Below are 24352 nucleotides of genomic sequence, written 5' to 3'. Positions count from 1 at the left end.
AAAATGAGGTGCTCCAATGTCGGTATTTAAAACTCAAGAAACGTACTGGGAAAACCTGTTTGATGAAGAAGACGGTCTAAGCGCATTCCCTTACTTTAAAGCAGCGGATAAAGCGTCGTTGGTCCGTACCGGCTACCAGGAAAAATGCATCTGCCGTTCCTTATCTCCGGAAGTATCTCAAAGAATCATGACAATGGCGAATCATTCCGATATGGCGGCCTATCTGATTTTATTGGCGGGTATTGAGTGCTTGTTATATAAATATACGGATCGAACGAGCCTGATTCTTGGCATTCCAACGGTATCGAAGCAAAAAGCCGGCCAGTCAGCCGTTAACAACATTGTCCTCTTAAAAAATACGCTTTCAAACGAGAGCACATTTAAAACCGTATTCGGGCAGCTGAAAGAAGCCGTTAATGATTCTCTGAAAAATCAAAACCTGCCGTTTAGAAAAATGGCCCGGCATCTGAGCGTGCAATACAATGACGAGCATATGCCTTTGATTCATACCGTCGTTTCGCTTAACGAAATTCATTCCTTGCAATGTAAAGAAGATACTGCAACCGATACGCTGTTTCACTTTAATTTGGAGAACAACGGGATTCATTTGAAGCTTTTTTATAACGGCAATCTGTACGATGAGCGCTATATCAATCAAATTGTATCCCATTTGGATCAGCTGCTGTCTGTGATCCTGTTTCAGCCTCAAGCCGCGATCCATACGGCAGAGATCTTACCGGAAGCGGAAAAACAGAAGCTATTGTTTGATTTTAACGACACCGTCAGAGATTTCTCCGGGAGCAGAACAGTCTATCAATTATTTGAAGAGCAGGCAGAAAGAACGCCTGAGCATGCGGCCGTCAAGTTTAAAAACGACCATTTGACGTACAGGGAACTGAATGAGAAGGCGAGCCGTTTGGCAAGAACATTGCGTAATTGCGGGGTTCAACCCGATACGTTAGTCGCCATTCTCGCTGATCGTTCATTAGAGATGATCGTATCCATTATAGCTGTTTGGAAGGCAGGGGGCGCTTATGTGCCCCTGGATCCTGAATATCCAAAAGAGCGGCTTCAATATTTGCTTCATGATGCGGATGCAGACGTTCTCCTTGTTCAGCATCATTTAAAAAACAGCCTCGCCTTTGACGGCCCGGTGATTGATTTGAATGATGAAGCATCATACCATGCCGATTGCTCATTGTTATCACCAGTAGCGGAACACAGCCATTTAGCCTATGTCATTTATACGTCGGGTACAACAGGAAAGCCGAAAGGGGTCATGGTTGAACACGGCGGCATTGTGAACTCGCTTCAGTGGAAGAAGTCGTTTTTCAAGCATTCTCCGGCGGATCGCGTGCTTGTCTTGTACCCGTATGTTTTTGATGCGTTCATTTTAAATTTCTTCGGCCCGCTCATCTCAGGAGCAACTTTGCACCTTTTGCCTAATAAAGAGAATAAAGAAACTTTCGCCATTCAAAATGCCATAAAACAAGAAAAAATTACCCATTTCTCAACTTCTCCCCGTCTTCTGAAAACGATGATCGAACAGATGAACAGAGAGGACTTCATCCATGTTCAGCATGTTGTTGTAGGCGGTGAGCAGCTGGAAACAGATACAGTTGAGAAGCTGCATTCTCTGCAGCCTCGCATTCGGATCAATAATGAATACGGACCGACAGAAAACAGCGTGGTATCTTCATTTCACCCTGTTCAGTCCGCTGATGAACAGATCACAATCGGCAGCCCGGTGGCCAACCATCAAGCTTATATTTTAGGAGCGCACCATCAAATCCAGCCGATCGGCGTACCGGGAGAGCTGTATGTCGGAGGAGCGGGAGTGGCCCGCGGCTACCTCAATCGGCCTGAATTGACGGAGGAAAAATTTGTGGAGCATCTGCATGTCCCTAGTCAAAAGATGTATAAAACGGGGGATCTCGCAAGATGGCTGCCGGATGGAAGAATCGAATATTTAGGGCGGATTGATCATCAAGTGAAAATTCGCGGCTACCGGATTGAGATCGGCGAGGTAGAGGCAGCCATGTTCAATCTGGAAAACGTTCGTGAAGCCGCAGTCGTCGCGCGGGAAGACGCAGACGGGGCCAAACAATTGTATGCCTATTATGTCGGCGAGCCTTCTTTGACCGCTGCGCAGTTCAGAGAAGAATTATCCCGGGAACTGCCGAATTATATGATTCCCTCCCGCTTTATCCCATTGGAACGCATTCCGCTCACTTCCAATGGGAAGATTGATCTGAAAGCTTTGCCTGCTGCTGACGAAAATACGCGGGCGGAAAACGAATACATAGCCCCGCGGAACACAATAGAAGAACTGCTGGCGTCTATCTGGCAAGAAGTATTAGGGGCAGAACGTATAGGAATTTTGGATAATTTCTTTGATTTTGGCGGAGATTCGATTAAATCAATTCAGGTGTCATCCAGATTGTATCAAGCCGGATACAAGGTTGATATGAAGCATTTGTTTAAACACCCCTCGATTGCTGAACTCAGTCAGTTTGTAGCACCGGTCAGCAGGGTGGCTGATCAAGGAGAAGTGAATGGCGGAACCAAGCTGACCCCGATACAGCATTGGTTTTTTGAGCAAAAAATGCCGCATGCACACCATTACAATCAGGCCGTCATGTTATATTCGGCGGAAGGCTTTAAAGAGGGCCCGCTTCGCCGGACGATGGAACGGATCGCGTCGCATCACGATGCCTTGAGGATGATTTTTGAAAAAACGCCGGATGGATACGCTCCGCGAATTGCAGGAACAGATGAAAGTGAACTATACCATCTGGAAGTGATGAATTATAAAGGGGAAACCGATCCGGCTCAAGCGATTGCCGATAAAGCGAATGAGATTCAAAGCAGCATGGTATTAGACAAAGGGCCATTGATGAAGCTCGGTTTGTTCCAATGTCCGGACGGAGATCATTTGCTGATTGCAATTCATCATTTGCTGATTGACGGTGTATCCTGGCGTATTTTGCTCGAAGATTTTGCAAGCGGTTATGAGCAGGCAGAACGCGGACAAACGATCCAGCTCCCGCAAAAAACAGACTCGTTTCCATTCTGGGCCGATCAATTGTCCAAATATGCGGCGGAAACCGATATGGAAGAGGAGATTGCGTATTGGACTGAGCTTTCAAGTATAAAGCCTCAGCCATTGCCTAAGGACACTATCAGCGAAGGATCGTTATTAAGAGACAGCGAAGAAGTGACGATTCAATGGACAAAAGAGGAAACGGAGCAATTATTAAAACAAGCGAACCGCGCCTACAACACGGATATCAACGATCTGCTGCTGACTTCGTTAGGGCTGGCTGTTCACAAGTGGACAGGCACGGAAGAGATTGTCGTGAATTTGGAAGGCCACGGGAGAGAACCGATTATTCCGGATGCTGACATTTCCCGCACGATAGGATGGTTCACAAGCCAGTACCCTGTCGTCCTGAGGATGGAAGCCGGAAAAAACCTGTCGCAGCGGATCAAGATCGTAAAAGAAGGGCTGCGCCGTATCCCTGACAAAGGAATGAATTACAGCATCATCAAATATATATCCGGGCACTCGGAAGCCGACAGCCTGCAGCTGAATCCGGAGATATCGTTTAATTATTTGGGACAATTTGACCAAGACCTGAAGCATCAGGCTTTGCGCATCTCGCCTTTTTCCACAGGGTTGTCAATGAACGAAAACCAAGAGAGAACGGCCGTGCTTGATTTGAACGGAATGATTGCCGAAGGGACATTATCACTGACACTGAGCTACAGCAGCAAACAATACGAAAGATCTACTATGGCGCAATTTGCCCGGGGGTTGAAAGAAAGTCTGCAAGAAGTCATTGCGCATTGCGTAAGCCGGCAGCAGACTTCTCTCACACCAAGTGACATCCTGTTAAAAGACATCTCAATCGACGAACTGGAACAGCTTTTGGAGCAGACGCGTGAATTAGGCGAAGCGGAAAATATTTATCCATTAACGCCGATGCAGAAGGGCATGCTGTTTCACAGCTTATTTGATCCGAATTCTGGTGCTTATTTTCAGCAAACGATGTTTGATCTGCATGGAGATCTGGAAATTGATTCATTTTCAAAAAGCTTGGACGGCTTATCGCAAAAATATGATATTTTCCGCACGAATTTTTACAGAGGCTGGAAGGATCAGCCGCTCCAAATCATATTCAAAACGAAAAAAATCGGTTTTCAATTCAATGACTTACGAGAGATGAAGGAATCTCAAAAAGAAGCAATGATTCAGCAGTATGCCAGAGAAGATAAGATGCGGGGGTTCGACTTAGAAAAAGGCGCGTTAATGCGGTTATTCATCCTTCGTACGGATGAAAAGACATACCGTTTTATCTGGAGTTTCCACCATATTTTGATGGACGGCTGGTGTCTGCCGCTGATTACAAAAGAAATTTTCGAGAATTACTTTGCTTTGCTTCAGCAAAAGCAGCCTGAACAATCGTCAATTACTCCGTACAGTCAATATATTGAATGGCTCGGCCGGCAAGATGCGAAAGAGGCCACGGCTTATTGGGATCAGTACTTGGAGGGATATGAGGAGCAAACCGGCCTTCCTAAGGATCACCATGCAGCGGAAGACGGACGATACGTTCCTGAAAAAGTGACGTGTGACATAAGCTCTGATCTCACTTCGAAAATGAAGCGGACGGCAGGCAAGCATCATGTCACGCTGAACACGCTGCTGCAGACGGCATGGGCGGTTTTGCTGCAGAAATATAACCGCAGCCGGGACGTTGTGTTTGGAAGTGTTGTATCCGGAAGACCTGCTGGAATTCCAAACGTGGAAACCATGATCGGCTTATTCATTAACACCATCCCCGTCCGGTTCCGGTGTGAAGCCGGGACAACGTTTGCCGAGCTTATGAAAGAGGCGCAGGAAAGGGCTGTAGCGTCTCAACAATTTGAGACGCACCCGCTGTACGATATTCAAGCGCGTACAACGCAAAAGCAAGATTTAATTACACATTTAATGATATTCGAAAATTATCCGGTTGATCAGTATATGGAAAGTATAGGCCGCCAAAACGGAACATCCATCACGATTTCCAACGTACAAATGGAAGAACAGACCAACTACGATTTTAATTTGACCGTTATACCGGGCGACGAGATGAACATCTCTTTTGAATACAATGCAAATGTGTATGAGCGGGCAAGCATAGAGCGGGTTCGGGAACATTTCATGCAAATCCTGCATCAAGTCGTGACAGATGCGGATATCCGGGTGGATCAAGCGGAATTGTTAACGGAAGGCGAAAGAAGAACCCTTCTGCAGACGCTTAACGACACGGCCGCGCCGTTTCCGCAGACGCCGGTTCATCAATTATTTGAAGAGCAATCGCAGCGTACGCCCCATCAAGCAGCCGTCATTGATAAGGACAGGCAGCTCACGTACGGAGAGCTCAATAAGCGGGCCAACCGCCTGGCGCGAACGTTAAGAGCGAAAGGAGTGCAGGCGGATCAGCCTGTAGCCATCATCACAAGAAACAGCATCGAATCGGTGGTCGGAATCCTTGCCGTTTTAAAATCAGGCGGAGCCTATGTCCCTATAGATCCGGAATATCCGCAAGACCGCATCCGGTATATGCTGGATGACTCCCAAGCCGGAATCGTTTTAATGCAGCGGGACGTCAGGAAACAGCTTGCCTATGAAGGCGCCACGGTTTTACTTGATGATGAAAGTTCTTATCACCAAAATGGCTCTGACCTTGCTCCGATAAATGATGTGAGCCATTTGGCATATGTCATTTATACGTCAGGTTCCACAGGCCGGCCAAAAGGCGTACTAATCGAGCACGGAGGCTTGACCAATTATATTTGGTGGGCGAAAGAAGTTTATGTAAAAGGCGAGAAAGCCAACTTCCCATTGTATTCGTCAATTTCTTTTGACCTGACGGTGACTTCTATTTTCACGCCGCTTGTCACAGGCAATGCAATCATCGTCTATGACGGAGAGGATAAAACAGCTCTGCTTGAATCGATTGTGCGTGACCCGAGGGTGGATATCATTAAATTGACCCCGGCCCATTTGCAGGTTTTGAAAGAAATGAACATTGCCGATCAAACGGCTGTCCGAAGAATGATTGTGGGCGGGGAAAACTTAAGCACCCGGTTAGCCCGCAGCATTCATGAACAGTTCGAAGGCCGGATTGAAATATGCAATGAGTACGGACCGACGGAAACCGTTGTCGGCTGCATGATTTACCGTTATGATCCCGCAAAGGACAGGCGGGAATCAGTACCGATCGGAACCGCTGCGGCAAACACGAGCATTTACGTTCTTGATGAGAATATGAAACCCGCGCCGATCGGAGTGCCGGGAGAGATCTATATCAGCGGCGCCGGTGTGGCAAGAGGATATTTGAACCGTCCCGAATTAACGGCAGAGAAATTTGTCGATGACCCGTTTGAACCCGGAGCGAAGATGTATAAGACCGGAGATTTGGCGAAGTGGCTGGCGGACGGAAACATTGAATATGCGGGCAGAATAGATGAACAAGTGAAAATCAGAGGCTATCGTATCGAATTAGGCGAGATCGAGGCGGCACTGCTTCAAGAAGAAGTGATTAAGGAAGCTGTCGTTACAGCCAGAGAGGACGTCCACGGGTTTAAACAATTGTGTGCATATTACGTGAGCGGCGGGCAAACAACGGCAGCCCGGCTCCGGAAACAATTGTCTCAAACCCTTGCAAGTTATATGGTTCCGGCTTATTTTATTGAGCTTGATGAAATGCCTTTAACTTCTAACGGAAAAATAAACAGAAAAGGGCTGCCGGCTCCGAATTTCGAGCTGCAGGACAGAGCAGAGTATAAAGCTCCCCGAACAAAAGCGGAAGAAATATTAGTTTCTGCCTGGGAATCGGTATTAGGCGCTGAAAACGTCAGTATTCTTGATAATTTCTTTGACCTTGGCGGAGATTCCATTAAATCCATTCAAGTATCCTCCAGATTAAATCAGCAAGGATACAAAATGGAAATCAAAGACTTGTTTCAATATGCAACAATTGCAGAATTGAGTCCGCATATCAAGCAGAATCTGCGTATAGCCGATCAAGGTGAGGTCAAAGGAAAAGTCAGCCTGACTCCTATTCAGCATTGGTTTTTCGAACAAACAACAACAGATCAGCATTATTATAATCAAGCCGTCATGCTGCATGCGCCGGAAGGTTTTCAGGAAACGCAGCTTCGTCAAACCCTGCAAAAGCTTGCTGAACATCACGATGCGCTCCGCATGACGTTCCGGACTACGGAAAATGGCTGTGAGGCACAGAATGAAGAAATCGCCCAAAGCGGGCTGTACCACTTAGAAGTCCTGAATCTGAAAGAAGATTCCGATCCGGGGCGTACAATTGAAGCCAAAGCTGATGAGATACAAAGCAGTATGCGTTTAAGTGATGGGCCGTTAATGAAAGCCGGGTTGTTTCGATGCGCAAATGGAGATCATCTGCTCATTGCCATCCATCATTTGCTGATTGACGGAGTATCCTGGCGTATTTTACTCGAAGATTTTGCAAGCGGATATGAGCAGGCAGAACGCGGACAAACGATCCAGTTCCCGCAAAAAACAGACTCTTTCCAATTATGGGCTAAGAGACTGTCAGAATATGCGCAAAGTGAAACCATAAAACAAGAACAGGAATATTGGACAAAGATCGAACAAACCGAAGTCAAACCGCTGCCTAAAGATTTTCATGAAACCCATACAACTGCAAAAGACAGTGAAACAGCAGCTGTGGAATGGACGAAAGAGGAAACGGAGCTCTTATTAAAACAAGCGAATCGCGCTTATCACACGGAAATAAACGATTTGCTTTTAACTTCTCTGGGTCTTTCCATATCGCATTGGTCAGGACTGGAACAAATTCCGATTCATTTAGAGGGACACGGCCGAGAACAGATTATACAAGATATAGATATCTCCCGCACGGTCGGGTGGTTTACAAGTCTGTATCCGGTTGTGCTGCACGCGCAGCCGGGCAAAGAAATCTCTGATTATATCAAGACGACCAAAGAAGGATTGCGTCAAATTCCGCATAAAGGGATCGGATATGGAATAGCGAGGTACTTAAGCGGCGGAATGCCATCGAAACTCAATCCTGAGATCAGCTTTAACTACCTGGGACAGTTTGACCAAGATTTACAGCAGCATGGGGTTCAATTATCTTCTTATTCTTGCGGTTCAGACTCAAGCGGAAATCAAGAAAGACCGTATGTGTTGAATATAAACGGAATGATCACCGAGGGCCGGCTGAAGCTTACGATCAGCTACAGCAGCAAACAGTACGCAAAAGAAACGATCATGCGGTTATCGGAAACGATTCAAAGCCGCCTGCGTACAATCATTACGCATTGCGTTCATAAAGAACAATCGGAACTGACGCCAAGCGATATTTTGTTAAAGGGCATGTCCATTGACGAATTGGATCAGCTCCTCATTCAACTGCCGCATGCAGGTGAGGTTGAAAACGTGTATCCGCTCACTCCGATGCAGAAAGGAATGCTCTTTCACAGCCTGTTGGACGAGGCCTCAAGTTCTTATTTTGAACAAGCATCGTTCGATTTGCAGGGAGAGTTAAAGATTGATTGGTTTAAAGCAAGCCTTGAACGATTATTTGAAACATACGCCGTGCTCAGAACCCGTTTTTACAGCGGCTGGAACGATACTCCTTTACAAATTGTCTATAAAACGCAAACACCGCAAATTCATTTTGCAGATTTGCGTGATAGAGAGGAGCACCTGAGAGAGGATGCAATCGCAGCCTATCAAAGAGAAGACAAGGCAAAAGGATTTGACTTGGCTCGGGATCCGCTGATGCGCATAGCGATTTTCCGTATGGAAGACCGCAAATATCATTTGATTTGGAGCTTCCATCATATTGTGATGGATGGCTGGTGCCTGTCTCTTATCACGAAGGAAGTGTTTGATCATTATAGCGCCTTACAGGAAGGCAGGGAACCAGAACCGCTATCGGCAGTTCCTTACAGCGACTATATCGAGTGGCTTGACCGCCAAGATCAGGGAGCGGCAAAGCGGTACTGGAGCGGGTATCTTGAAGGATATAAAGGTGAAACCACGCTTCTTCATAAAATAGCGCAGCATGAACAAAAAGAATACGCTTATGCCAATTTGATCTGCCGATTTGATCACGAACAGACAAAACAATTACAGCAGATTGCAAATCAGCATCAGGTTACATTAAATACGTTGATCCAAACGTTATGGGGAATATTATTACAGAAATACAGCGGGTCCGCAGACGTTGTCTTCGGCAGTGTCGTGTCGGGAAGGCCGGCGGAAATTCCTGATGTGGAACAGATGATCGGCCTGTTCATCAATACGATTCCGGTTCGCATCCGCTGCGATGAGGACAGCACTTTTGCTGATACGATGCAAATGGCTCAACAAAACGCGCTGGCTTCCCAATCGTACGATACCTATCCTTTATACGAAATTCAGGCCCAAACGGAACAAAAGCAAAACTTAATTGATCATATCATGATCTTTGAAAATTATCCGATAGGGCAGCAAGTCGAAGAGACGGGACATCATGGTACGGAGCTGAACATTACGAATTTTCATATGCAGGAACACTCCCACTATGATTTGAATGTGGTTGTCATACCTGGCAAACAGCTGGCCGTTCATTTCGGTTTTAATGAAAACGAATATGAAAAATCAGAAGTGGAGCGGCTCCGAGGTCATTTTGAAAAACTCATGCAGCAAGTATTGCGGCAGCCGTCTGTCAAAATAGAAGATTTGGAGCTTCTCTCTCAGCAAGAAAAAGAATATCTGCTCAGCCGCTTTCAGTCTAATGACATGCATTACCCGCGTGAAAAAACGATTCATGAGTTGTTCGAGGAACAGGCGCATCGTACTCCGGACAATACAGCGGTTGTATTCGAGGGTAAACAATTCACCTACGAAGAACTGAACCGGCGTGCCAATCAGCTTGCTCGAACCTTGCAGGCAAAAGGAGTGCAGGCGGATCAGCTTGTCGGCATTATGACTGAACGCTCGCTTGAGATGGTTGTAGGCATCTTGGGAGTTTTAAAAGCGGGCGGTGCATATTTGCCGATAGATCCTGATTCTCCGTCTGAACGCATCCGTTATATTTTAAATGATTCAAGCATCAGCGTATTGCTTTACTGCGGGAAGCTGCAGGATGACATCGGCTTCTTAGGAACATGTATCGATCTCATGGAGGAACATTTCTATCACGAAAAAGACAGCAGTCTTGCACTCTCTTATCAGTCCAGTCAACTGGCCTATGCCATTTATACTTCCGGCACGACAGGCAAGCCTAAAGGCACGTTAATTGAACATCGCCAGGTCATCCACCTGATAGAAGGGCTGAGCCGCCAAGTATACTCTGCCTATGATGCGGAGCTAAATATAGCCATGCTCGCTCCATATTATTTCGATGCTTCTGTTCAGCAAATGTATGCTTCCTTGCTGTCAGGCCATACCTTGTTTATTGTTCCGAAAGAGATAGTGTCAGACGGTGCTGCCTTATGCCGTTACTATCGGCAGCATTCGATTGACATCACTGACGGAACACCTGCCCACTTAAAGCTTTTGATAGCTGCAGGTGATTTGCAGGGAGTCACGCTTCAGCATCTTTTAATCGGAGGAGAGGCTCTTTCCAAAACGACGGTAAATAAGCTCAAGCAATTATTCGGCGAGCATGGCGCTGCGCCTGGGATTACTAATGTATATGGGCCTACGGAGACTTGCGTAGACGCGTCTCTGTTCAACATTGAATGTTCTTCCGATGCTTGGGCACGCAGCCAAAACTATGTCCCTATAGGCAAGCCGTTAGGCAGAAACCGAATGTACATTCTTGATTCAAAAAAACGGCTGCAGCCGAAGGGCGTCCAAGGCGAGCTGTATATTGCAGGGGACGGTGTCGGGCGGGGTTACTTGAACCTGCCGGAACTGACGGACGAAAAATTTGTTGCCGATCCGTTTGTACCGGAGGACCGAATGTACAGAACCGGTGATCTGGCCCGCCTTCTGCCGGATGGAAATATTGAATATATCGGCCGGATTGATCATCAGGTGAAAATTCAAGGTTTTCGGATTGAACTCGGTGAAATCGAATCGGTGATGCTGAACGTTCCTGATATTCAAGAAGCCGCCGCAGCTGCCCTTAAAGATGCAGATGATGAATATTACTTGTGCGGATACTTTGCAGCAGATAAGACAATACAGATCAGTGAACTTCGCGAAAGAATGGCCCGGCATTTACCCGGATATATGATCCCCGCTCATTTTGTGCAGCTGGATAAGATGCCGCTGACGCCAAACGGGAAGTTGAATCGCCAGTTATTGCCGGCTCCGGTCAAAAAGCGTGACAGCGGCATAGAGTACGTCCCGCCGCAAACTTCGGCAGAAATCCAGCTGACAGCAATTTGGGAGGATGTCCTTGGACTAGAGCAGGTGGGGATCAGAGATCACTTTTTTGAGATCGGCGGACACTCCCTGCGGGCAACGGCGCTGATTGCAAAAATACAAAAGCAAATGCATGTCCAAATTCCTTTGCGGGACGTCTTCCGTTTCCCAACCATTGAACAGCTCGCACGGACGATCACGAAGACGGAGCTGACCGGGTATGCCGCGATTCCTGCAATTGAAAAAAGACCTTATTATCCGGTATCCTCAGCACAAAAACGGTTGTACATCCTGAATCACTTGGAAGGCGGAGAACTCAGTTACAACATGCTGGGACTGATGACTGTGGAAGGAAAGCTTGATCGTGACAAGCTGCAGCAAGCCTTCCGCACGCTGATTTTGCGCCATGAATCTTTGCGCACCGGTTTTAAAATGGCTGACGGAGAACCTGTTCAGTATGTCTTGGATCACGCGGCGTTTGAAGCAGAGTGGTACCAAGGGGAAGAAGATGATGCGGACCTTTATATCCGCCAATTTATTCGTCCTTTTCACCTGGATGAGCCGCCGCTGCTTCGCGTAGGGCTGATTGAACTTCAACCTGACCGCGGAATTCTGATGTTTGATATGCACCACATTATTTCTGACGGAACATCCATGAGCGTATTGATCAAAGAATTTATCCGGATTTATGAAGGAGAGACATTACCGCCCCTGCGCATCCAGTACAAGGACTACGCGGTATGGCAGACCGGCGAAGCGAGATTACAGCAGATTCAAAAACAAGAAGCCTATTGGTTAGAGCTGTACAGCGGCGACGTTCCTGTCCTTCATCTGCCGGCCGATTATATCCGGCCGTCGGCACGGGATTTTGCGGGAGCCACAATGCATTTTACGCTTGATAAGCAAAAAAGCGACGGATTAAAGCAGCTGGCATCCCAAACTGAATCGACTTTATATATGGTGCTCCTTGCGTCTTATACATTATTGCTTTCAAAATACAGCGGCCAGGAAGACATTATTGTCGGCAGTCCTATAGCGGGAAGACCGCACGCCGATTTGGAACCGATTATCGGAATGTTTGTCAATACATTGGCGATGAGAAATTACCCTGAAAAAGGGAAGACGTTCTCTCAGTATCTGTCCGAAGTGAAGGAGAATGCATTAAAAGCTTATGAACATCAGGATTATCCGTTCGAAGCGCTGATCGATCAACTGAATATCGCCAGAGACTTGAGCCGCAATCCATTGTTTGACACCATGTTTGTGCTTCAAAACACGGAGCAGGAACAGTTAGAGATAAATGACGTCACTTTCAAACCATATCCAAACGGACATACGATGGCGAAATTTGATCTAACTTTAACTGCTGTGGAAGAAGGGGCGGGTATTCAGTTCACGCTGGAATACTTGACGGCTCTGTTTAAACCGGAAACGATCGAACGGATGATGGGGCATTTTGAACAGCTGGTTGATTCGATTATTAAACAGCCTGAGGCCGAGCTGGCTCGTTTAAATATGATGACCAAGGAAGAGGAAAGAGACATTCAGCAACTCTTTAACGATACTGCAGTTGCGGAAAAACGAATTCCGACAACGATTCATCAGCTTTTTGAGCAGCAGGCTGAGCGTAACCCGGATCATGAAGCCGTCATGTTTGGAAATCAGACGCTGACTTATCGTCAGCTGAATGAACGTTCCAATCAGCTGGCGCGCGTTCTTCAAGATAAGGGTGCCTGCACTGATCAGGTTGTTGCCGTTCTCACGGATCGCTCAGCACATATGATCATCGGCATTTTAGCCATATTAAAGGCCGGCGCAGCATTTCTCCCTATCGATCCGGAGCTTCCCGAAAAACGGCGGGCTTTTATGCTAAAAGACAGCGGTGCCGATGTGCTTTTGACTTGTGCAGGTCACGCTATTCCGCCGCTCTTTGAAGGAGAAGTGCTTCTGCTTGATGATCCGTTACTATATCAAGGCAGAACAGACAATCTTAATCTTTCCTGCTCGGAAAATGATTTAATGTATGTTATTTACACGTCAGGCACAACAGGGCAGCCGAAAGGCGTTCAGCTGGAGCACAAGACGATGACGAATCTGCTCGCTTATGAGCAGGATCATACGCAGCTTCGCTTTGACAGAGTGCTGCAATTTGCCGCAATGAGCTTTGATGTCTGCTATCAAGAAATGTTCTCCGCGCTTTCAAGCGGAGGAACACTCTTTATCATCGGCAATGAGGCAAAACGTGACATACGGCAGCTCAATGATTTTGTCAGAACGCACGGGATACAAACAGCATTTCTCCCGACAGCGTTCCTTAAGCTCCTTGCCTCAGAGAAACACTATTTCGAACCGTTTGCCGAGTGCGTGGATCACATCATCGCTGCGGGAGAACAGCTCATCGCAACAAGGATGCTGCGTGACATGCTGGCACGACACCAAGTCACATTGCATAATCATTACGGTCCGTCGGAGACGCATGTTGTGACCATGTATACCGTCGATCCTGATACAGATCAGGAGCTTCAGCCGATCGGAAAACCGATTTCAAATACGGAGATTTTCATTTTGAATGAAGCCGGAACGCTTCAGCCTGTCGGAATCGTCGGTGAACTTTGTATTTCAGGAATGAGCCTGGCCAGAGGCTATCATAACAGGGAGTCTTTGACGCTCGAAACTTTTGTTCCGCACCCATATGACTCGAATCAACGGATGTATAAAACAGGCGATCTGGCTCGTTACCTTCCCGAGGGAAACATTGAATATGCGGGAAGGAGGGACCATCAAGTCAAAATCCGCGGTTATCGGGTTGAACTCGGTGAGGTGGAAGCCGCTCTTCTCAAGCACGTACAGGAAGCAGTTGTCCTAGCAAAAGAAAATACCGATGGCCAAAGCGATTTGTATGCCTATTTTACAGCAGAGCAATCACTCTCGATCAGTCAGCTTAAAGAAAAACTTGCTGGCCAAATACCGGGATATATGATCCCTTCATACTTCATCCAGCTGGAGAAACTGCCGCTAACCGGCAATGGAAAAGTAAATCGAAGAGCATTACCGATGCCTGAAGCAGGTTTGCAAACGGGGACTGACTACGTTGCTCCGCGGACGAATATGGAAGAGCAGCTGATATGCATCTGGCAAGACGTTTTGAAGGTAAAAGAAATAGGTGTAAAAGATAACTTTTTCGATTTGGGCGGCCACTCGTTGCGGGGGATGACGCTCATCGCCAAAATTCATAAGCAATTCAGCAAAAACATTTCATTAAGAGAAGTCTTTCAATGTCCGACAGTTGAAGAAATGGCACAGGCTATTGCAGAAGCTGAAACCAACGGACCGGACTATATTCCGAAAGCCAAAGCAAAAGATGTCTATCCCGTATCGTCCGTGCAGAAGATGGTTTACCTGTCAACACAAATAGAAGGCGGAGAACTGAGCTACAATATGCCGGGAATTCTTACATTAGAAGGAAAACTCAACATGAATCGCTTGCAAACCGCTTTCCAAAGACTGATCCAGCGCCATGAATCGCTGCGTACCGGTTTTGAAATGGTCCGCGGAGAACCGGTGCAGGTGATCAAATCGCAAGTGGAGTTTTCGATGGAAAGATACAAAGCAACAGCCGACGAGGTTGAGGAATGTTTCCGGACCTTCGTGCGGCCGTTCGATCTCAGCCAAGCTCCATTACTCAGGGCCGGACTCATCGAGTTAGAACAAGACCTGCATATTTTCATGTTTGACATGCACCACATTATCACGGACGGCGCCTCCATGAATATTTTTGTCGAAGAACTGATTCAATTGTATGACGGCAAAGAGTTAGCTCCGCTCCGTATTCAGTACAAAGACTTTACGGAATGGAAACATCAAAAAGAACAAAGAGAACGAATCAAGAGCCAGGAAGAGTATTGGCTTGGTGTATTTCATGAAGAGCTCCCGTCATTCGAGCTGCCGAAAGATTTTGCGAGACCGCCGGTTAGAAGCTTTGATGGGAAAAGGCACAATTTTACGCTCGATAAGACTGTCACCCAAGGGATAAAGCAGCTGGAAGAATTGACCGGAACGACCGCTTACATGATTCTATTCTCGGCCTATTCCATACTGCTGGCAAAATACAGCGGTCAGGATGATATCGTTGTCGGTACACCTATTGCAGGGAGACCGCATGCGGATTTGGAACCCATTATCGGAATGTTTGTCAATACATTAGCCATCCGCACCGCTCCGATGGCGGAAAAGACATTTTTGGATTATATAACGGAAACGAAAGAAACCATGCTGAAGGCTTTTGAACATCAAGAGTATCCTTTTGAAGAATTAGTTGAAAAACTGGGTGTGAAACGGGACTTAAGCCGCAATCCATTGTTTGATACGATGTTTGTCCTGCAAAATACCGAACAAACTGATATTGAAGTGGACTCTCTCGCAGTCAGGCCTTATGAACAAACAGAGACGGCAGCCAAGTTTGATTTACAGCTGAACTTCTTAATAGACCAAGATGAGATTCAGGGCAGTTTTGATTACTGTACGAAACTGTTTAAAAAGAAAACCATTGCTGTATTGGCCAAGGATTACGTCATGATCCTTTCGGCGATTATGAGAAACCCATCCATTCCTTTAAAAGACATTCAATTAAGCGAAAAAGTAAACAAAAGTAAACATCTCGCAAGCACAATCGAATTGGATTTCTAATCACAGGGGCAGTGGCTGTCCCGGCATGAATGCCGCGGCTGCCGCCAGTCGCCTGAAAACAGGAATGAAACCAACTGGAGGGATATGAGTGTCAGAATTCAAACAACAGGAGTTGTTCTGGGGCCGAATGTTTCACACGGAAGACCGTCCTAGTGCATTCCCTTCGTTTCAAATGTCCGACTCAACAGTAAAGCGTGATATAACAAGTGGATCTGACTGTATTCACAGTTCATTGAGTGCGGATGTATCACGGCGCATCCTGACCATGACGAACCAAACGCCAATGGCCGTCTATCTGGTTCTCCTGATCGGAATTGAATCCCTTTTGTACAAATACACGGGGGAAGAAGGCGTGATTACAGGGGTTCCAAACTTTGAAGACGAAACTGATGAAGATCTTCGTTCAGACCAGCTCATGTTAATCAAACAGCATATCAATTCCGGCAGTACGTTTAAATCAATTTTCCATGAATTGAAACATACGCTGGACGAAGCGATCTTATATCAGGACGTTCCCTTTGATAAAATGGCCGGACAGCTGAGGCTGAACTACAATGCAAATCATTTGCCGATCATCGATACAGTCGTTTCGCTAGAGCAAATTCATCCTGATGGTTTCATAGAAACGGCTGCTGCAGATGCTTTATTCCAGTTTGCTATGGGTGAAGACTTGATTGACATAAAGTTATGTTTTAATGAACAAGTCTATGATCGTCAGTATATGATGCAGGTGCTCGGACATTTAAACCGGCTATTTTCTGTCATATTATTTCAGCCTGAGCTCCCCCTCGGTCAAGTGAATATTTTGCCAGAATCGGAGACACATTCACTTCTCGTTGACAATCAAACTGCGAAAACTGAATATCCGCGGGATAAGACGGTTTATCAGTTATTCGAAGAACAGATGAAACGAACACCGGATCAAGCAGCCGTTATTTACGGAGAAAAGCAATTCACATATCGTCAGCTCAATGAACGTGCCAATCAATTAGCCCGAACGTTAAGGAAAAAGGGGGTAAAGACGGATCGGCTCACTGCGATTATCTGCGAACATGAGATCGAACTGGTCGTGGGAATACTGGCCGTTTTAAAAGCGGGAGGGGCCTATGTGCCAATTGATCCGGATTATCCGAAGCATCGCATACAGTATATAGTAGAAGACTCCCAAGCTGATATCGTCCTGACGCAGAGCCATCTTCAAAAACAGTTGGAACTTGCGGGCACAATGGTTTTCCTCGATCAGGAAAGCTCTTACCACGAAGACGGCTCTTACCTGGAACCGATCAGCAGTACGAAGGATTTGGCCTATGTCATTTATACGTCAGGCTCCACAGGCAAGCCTAAAGGAGTGGCAATTGAGCATCAGGGCTTAACCAATTATATTTGGTGGGCCCGCCGGGTCTATGTCAAAGGGGAAAAAAACAACTTTCCCCTATATTCGTCCATCGCTTTTGATCTGACGATAACGTCTGTTTTTACTCCGCTCATTACAGGAAATGCCATTATTGTCTACAGAGGAGAAAACAGTACTGCCTTGCTTGATTCCATTATTCAGGATTCAAGGGCGGATATTATCAAGCTGACCCCGGCGCACTTACAGTTATTGAAAGAGATAAATATCCCTGCTGAGTGCACCATTCGGAAATTCATTGTCGGCGGTGACAATTTAAGCACGCGGCTCGCCCGTAGCATCAGCGGGAAATTCGGCGGAAAAATCGAAATTTTTAACGAATACGGGCCTACAGAGACAGTCGTCGGCTGTATGATTTATTCCTTTGATCCGCAAAACGACAGACGGGAATCAGTGCCGATCGGAACCGCCGCGGACAACATGAACATTTTCGTGCTGGATAAGAGCATGAAGCCGGTGCCGGCCGGCGTCCCGGGAGAAATATATATCAGCGGGGACGGCATCGCCAGAGGATACTTGAACAGAGCGGAATTAACGGCGGAAAGATTTTTGCAGCACCCCTTTGTACCAGAGGTGAAAATGTACCGGACGGGAGACTTAGCAAGGCGGCTGCCGGACGGAAATATCGAATATTTAGGCCGGATCGACCACCAGGTGAAAATCCGCGGTTACCGCATTGAAATCGGGGAAGTCGAATCCGCATTTTTCCAAATACCGCCGATTCAAGAAGCTCTCGTTACGGCACAAGAAACCAACGGGGAAACATCCTTGTGCGCCTATTATACCGCACAGCATTCTTTAACCGCAGGCGAAATTCGGGAGCACCTGTCCCGGCAGCTTCCGTCCTATATGATCCCTGCTTATTTTGTACAGCTGGCAGCGATGCCGCTTACTTCCAACGGAAAAATAGATCGTCAGGCGCTGCCTGCTCCAACGGGAAATCTCACCGGCAATCCTTATACAGCTCCGCGGACAGAACTGGAAAAAATACTGGCCGGGGTGTGGGAATCGGTATTAGGCGCAGAACAGGTCGGAATCGATGACCATTTCTTTGAGCTGGGAGGAGATTCGATTAAGTCGATTCAGGTAACCTCAAGCTTATATCAAGCCGGGTATAAGCTTGACATCAAACACTTGTTCAAACACCCGACGATCTCCGGGCTTGCTCCTTTTATTAAGCCCGTTACCCGAATCGCAGAACAAGGGGAAATCAAAGGCCGTACTTTATTGACGCCGATTCAGCATTGGTTTTTCGCCCGGCAATACCCTGATCCGCACCATTATAATCAATCTGTCATGCTTTATTTTAAAGAGGGGTTGGACGAATCGAAGCTTCAGAAAGTCATGAAGAAGATTGCCGAGCATCACGATGCTTTGCGCATGGTCTATGTTCAGGGAGATCATGAATACGAAGCCAGAACCTGCGGGATCAGTGAAGGAGAATTATTCAGCCTCGACGTATTCTCTTTACTCGAAGAAAACAACCTTGCCGAAACGATAGAAATGATAGCCAATGACATTCAGCAATCCATCCATTTAGCCGATGGTCCGCTCATGAAACTGGGATTGTTTCAATGTCAGGATGGCGATCATTTGCTGATTGCGATTCATCATCTGGTTGTAGATGGCGTATCGTGGAGGATTTTACTTGAGGATATAACGTCAGCTTATGAGCAGCTCCAAAACGGAGAAGCGATCACGCTCCCTAAGAAGACGGATTCCTATCTGTTATGGGCTGAACGATTGAAACGTTATGCAGAAAGCCCGGAATTTGAAGCGAAAAATCAATATTGGCTTGAGCAGAAACATATCTCGCAACACAAATTGCCAAAGGATAATGAGCAGGAGACCGGTCTGGCCGAAGACCAGGAAACGATCATCGTCCAATGGACAGAGGAAGAAACCGAGCGTTTATTAAAAAAATCGAACCGTGCCTATACGACTGACATTAATGATTTATTGCTGACCGGACTCGGAATGGCTGTTCATCGCTGGACGGGGCATGAAGAAATTCATGTTCATCTGGAAGGACACGGCAGGGAATCTGTTTTTCAAGACGTTGATATTTCACGTACGGTGGGCTGGTTCACAACCCAATACCCGGTTTCTCTTCAAATCCAGGCGGACCGGGACATCTCCCAGCGGATTAGGACGGTGAAAGAACAGCTGCGTCAGATTCCCCAAAAAGGAATAGGATATGGCCTGATGAAATATTTGTCCGATCATCCGAAGGCATCAGAATGGACCGGACATCCGGAAATCAGCTTCAATTACCTCGGACAATTTGATCAAGATTTCGAAAATGGAGGAATCGAGGTATCTCCTTACTCCGGAGGGAAAATTGCGAGCGACAGGCACCCCATTGCCTATACGCTTGACATTAACGGCATGATCTCAGACGGTCGGCTGTCATTGGCCATCAGTTACAGCGGTAAACAATATCGAAGAGAAACAATGGAAACATGTGCAGCTCTCTTAAAGAACAGCCTAAAAGAAGTCATCGAACATTGCGCAGCTCAAGAACACATTCACCTGACGCCAAGCGATATTTCGCTGAAGGACATAACAATCGAGGAATTAGATCAATTTGTTAAGCAAACACAGCATATCGGCGACATTGAAAATATATATCCTTTAACTCCCATGCAGAAAGGTATGCTGTTCCATAGTTTAATCGATTCGGCTTCCAGAGCTTACTTTGAACAAGCCGCTTTTGACCTCAAAGGCGACTTGGATATTGAGGCATTTACAATGAGTTTGTCGCAGCTGGCGGAAAGACACGAGATTCTCCGGACTCATTTTTATACGGAATGGAAAGATCAGCCTTTACAGATCGTATTCCGAAAAAAACCGATCGAAATAACTGTTGAAGATATTCGAAGCATGAAGAATAAACAACGAAACGAGTTCATTGCCGGCTTTGTACAAAAAGATAAGGCAAGAGGATTCGACCTTACCCAAGATGCGTTAATGCGCGTATCAATCCTTCGTACAGAGGACGACCAAGTCCGATTGATATGGAGCTTCCATCATATTTTAATGGATGGCTGGTGTCTGCCTCTTATTACGAAAGAAGTGTTTGAAACCTATTATGAGCTTCTTGAGAGAAGACAACCGGAGCGGGAAGCCGTCACCCCGTACAGCCGATATATCGAATGGCTGGAAGACCAGGATCATCAGAACGCTTTGGCCTATTGGCAAAAATATTTGGACGGTTATGAAGGACAAACCGTTTTACTGAAAGAACCTGTCTCAAACCAAGCCAAGAAATATCAAAAACAAAGGCTTGCATGCCGGCTCGGAAAGCAGCTGTCAGAAGAAATCAGACAGACTGCAAGCAAGCATCACGTCACCGTGAATACATTCATTCAAAGTGCGTGGGGGCTATTGCTGCAAAGATACAACAACAGTCAGGATGTCGTTTTCGGGTCGGTTGTATCCGGACGCCCGGCAGAAATTCCGGGTATTGAATCCATGGTCGGCTTATTTATCAACACCATTCCCGTACGTATTACCGCTCAGCCTGGAATGACTGTGGAACAAGTGTTGAAAATGAGCCAGGAGCAGGCATTGGCTTCTCAGGCGTATGATACATTTCCGTTGTATGAAATTCAGGCTCAAACCGAACAAAAGCAGCAGCTGATCAGTCATATCATGGTATTTGAAAATTATCCGGTCGAGAAACAAATGGAGCATATGAAACCGAATCGTGACGCGCTGGACATTATCAATTTCCATATGGAAGAGCATACCCATTACGATTTCAATTTCATTGTCATGCCGGCTGGAGAAATCGACATTCATTTTGTATACAATAGCAACGTCTATGATCATGCAAGTGTCAAGCGGATGGAAGAGCATTTTATGCAAATCATTAAGCAGATGGTGAACAGTCAGGCGATTCGCGTCCAAGACTTGGATATACTTACGGGAGATGAACGTTCGCTCCTTATAGAGGCATTTAATGATACGGAAGCAGATTATCCAAAGGAAAAGACGCTTCATCAATTGTTTGAGGAACAAGCACAGCGTACGCCTGATCAAACGGCTGTCGTATACGGGGAAAGCCAGCTGACATACCGGGAACTGAATGAAAGAGCGAATCAACTTGCCCGGACATTGCAATCAGAAGGCGTGCAGCCGGATCAGCCGGTCGGGATTATGGCCGAACGTTCCTTGGAAATGATCGTAGGACTCTTCGGAATCTTAAAAGCCGGCGGCGCGTATGTGCCGATCGACCCGAGCTATCCGGTAGAACGGATTCACTATATATTGGAGGATTCGGATACGAAGCTGTTGTTAGCACAGAGTCACTTGAGGAAAAGCGTGCCTTTTACGGGAAAAGTGCTTGACCTGGAAGATCCGCGATTCTCTTGGGAAGATGGTTCAAACTTGAAACAGACGGCCGGACCGAATCACTTAGCTTATGTTATCTATACTTCGGGATCAACAGGCCGACCGAAAGGGGTTATGGTGGAACACCGATCCGTAATCAACCGTCTCGTTTGGATGCAGGAACATTACCCGCTGGATAAGCAGGATGTCATTCTGCAAAAAACCCCAATCACCTTTGATGTATCGGTGTGGGAATTGTTCTGGTGGTCGATGACTGGTTCTAAAGCGGTATTGCTGTCAAACGGAGGAGAAAAGAACCCTGACGTCATTTTAGATACGATTGCGCAGAAAAATGTCACCATTATGCATTTTGTGCCTGCGATGCTGCATGCTTTTCTTGAGTCCATGGAGCAGAAATCCGACGAGGAATTAAAGAGAAAGCTGGCGTCATTAAAATATGTATTTGCAAGCGGCGAGGCTTTGACGCCTGCGCACGTTGCCGGGTTTCATCGCATGATCACACCGGCGGGCGAGGCTCAAATCATTAATTTATACGGACCGACCGAAGCGACGATCGATGTATCGTATTTTGAATGTGAAGCGGGAGAAACGCTTAACTCCGTTCCGATAGGTAAACCGATTTCCAACATTCAATTGTACATCGTACAGCCCGGATCGGAATATTTCCAGCCGCTCGGTGTGGCAGGAGAGCTGTGTATCGCCGGAGACGGGCTCGCTCGGGGCTATTTGAACCGTCCGGAGCTGACAGCTGAGAAGTTTGCAGCTCACCCATTTGAAGCAGGGAAGCGGATGTACCGGACAGGCGACTTGGCAAGATGGCTGCCGGACGGAAATATCGAGTATTTGGGACGAATTGATCATCAAGTGAAAATCCGAGGCTACCGGATAGAACTCGGCGAGATTGAAGCATCTTTATTACAACTCGATGCTGTCAAAGAAGCGGTCGTCATCGCGATTGAAAAAGAGGGCTCAAAGCAGCTGTGTGCTTACTTGTCAGGAGACGAGTCATTAAATACGGCGCAGCTGAAGCGTCATTTGCTGAACAAACTGCCTGCGTATATGATTCCGGCTTATTTTGTACAAGTAGAGAAGATGCCGATAACTGCTAATGGAAAAATCGATCGAAAAGCTTTGCCGGCTCCTGAGGGAAATAGGCTTACCGGAACCGAATACACAGCGCCAGGAACGTTAATTGAAAAGCAGCTGGCCGATATATGGAAGGATATTTTAGCTCTGCCTGACCCCGGGATTAAAGATCACTTCTTTGACGTTGGCGGCCATTCACTTAAAGTATTGCAGCTCATTGATCAAATTAACGCCGGTATGGGACTCAACATGCATTATCAAGCCGTATACGATTTTCCTACCATCGAAACAATGGCACGCGCCATTCAAGCGGCAGTTTTCGAATCCGAGACGGATCATAACGTATTCGTCAAGCTGAACCAGGAAGATTCAATCCCTGTGTTCTGTTTCCCGCCTTTAATCGGATATGGACTCGTTTATAATGAAATGGCGAAAAGACTTGACGGCGTCAGCACCGTCTATGCTGCTGATTTCTTAGAAGAGCCGTCTCATGAGAAAGAAATCGTTGACCGATATGCAGAAAGCATGATACGCATTCAGGAACAAGGGCCTTTTGTTTTGCTTGGTTACTCTTCGGGATCGAATTTGGCTTTTGAGGCTGCCAAAGCTTTGGAGAAGCGAGGCCGCACCGTATCTGATGTGATTATGCTGGATTCTAAAATAACCACTTCTGTAACTCATTTATCGGAAGAGGAAATCGAAGAGATCGTCCATCTGAATATGGACATTATTCCGGACTATTACAGAGAAATATTAACCATTCCTTCGATTAAGGATAAAATCAGAGGCTATCTTGCGTACCACAATGAAGTGATCAATTCCGGCGCCGTTAACGCCAACATCCATCATTTGCTATGCGGCGATGTAACCGATGATAGGGGCTGGACACAATCAACAGCACAGCATTATCTTGAGTACAAATTAAAAGGAGATCACGTGACGATCTTTGAACCTCACAATATCGAAGAAAATGCGGAAGCCATTCGATCTATTATTAAACGGATTGAAGAACGGCATCATCACGGACTTGTTCTTGAAGAACAACTGTCAATGGGATCATTTGCGGGAAATACGAAGTTTGACAACATGTAAATGATCAAGTGTAAAATGCCGCTGGATGACAGTCAGCGGCATTTTGTACGAAAAAGAAGAGAGTAAACTCATAGGCTTGAAACGCTTTCCTCGTTATGCGTTCTCCATGACCAGTTGTCATCAAATGGTAAAAAAATCATCATACATTTTAAGGAAAAAGGAGGATGTCAAGTTATTAGAAAAAAGTGTAGCGTATGTTTATAGGTACTAGCTCTATTATTGAGTTGCTTAACTGCGGAGTCTGCTTTTTACTGCCGGTACTGCAATTTGTTCTCAAATGGTAAAAGTTCCCTAAATTTAAA

Annotated in this window: 2 protein-coding genes; both read left to right on the top strand. The window is 46.4% G+C overall.

Features of this window, described 5'->3' with window-relative positions; all coding sequences use genetic code 11:
* Positions 1 to 16 precede the first annotated feature (16 nt).
* Positions 17 to 16105 carry a non-ribosomal peptide synthase/polyketide synthase gene (locus tag NYE28_RS10500; protein ID WP_342490476.1) on the top strand — a complete coding sequence of 5363 codons (16089 nt, stop codon included), beginning with the start codon at positions 17 to 19 and terminating at the stop codon, positions 16103 to 16105.
* A gap of 88 nt (positions 16106 to 16193) precedes the next feature.
* Positions 16194 to 24050, top strand: coding sequence for a non-ribosomal peptide synthetase (locus NYE28_RS10495; protein WP_160223096.1), 7857 nt, complete (start codon positions 16194 to 16196; stop codon positions 24048 to 24050).
* Positions 24051 to 24352: the final 302 nt, after the last annotated feature.

It is taken from the genome of Bacillus sp. FSL R5-0443, from assembly GCF_038608285.1.
In the GTDB taxonomy this organism is placed as follows: domain Bacteria; phylum Bacillota; class Bacilli; order Bacillales; family Bacillaceae; genus Bacillus; species Bacillus velezensis.
The sequence above is the reverse complement of the archived record's forward strand: the minus strand, read 5'-3'. Positions and strand labels throughout refer to the sequence as shown.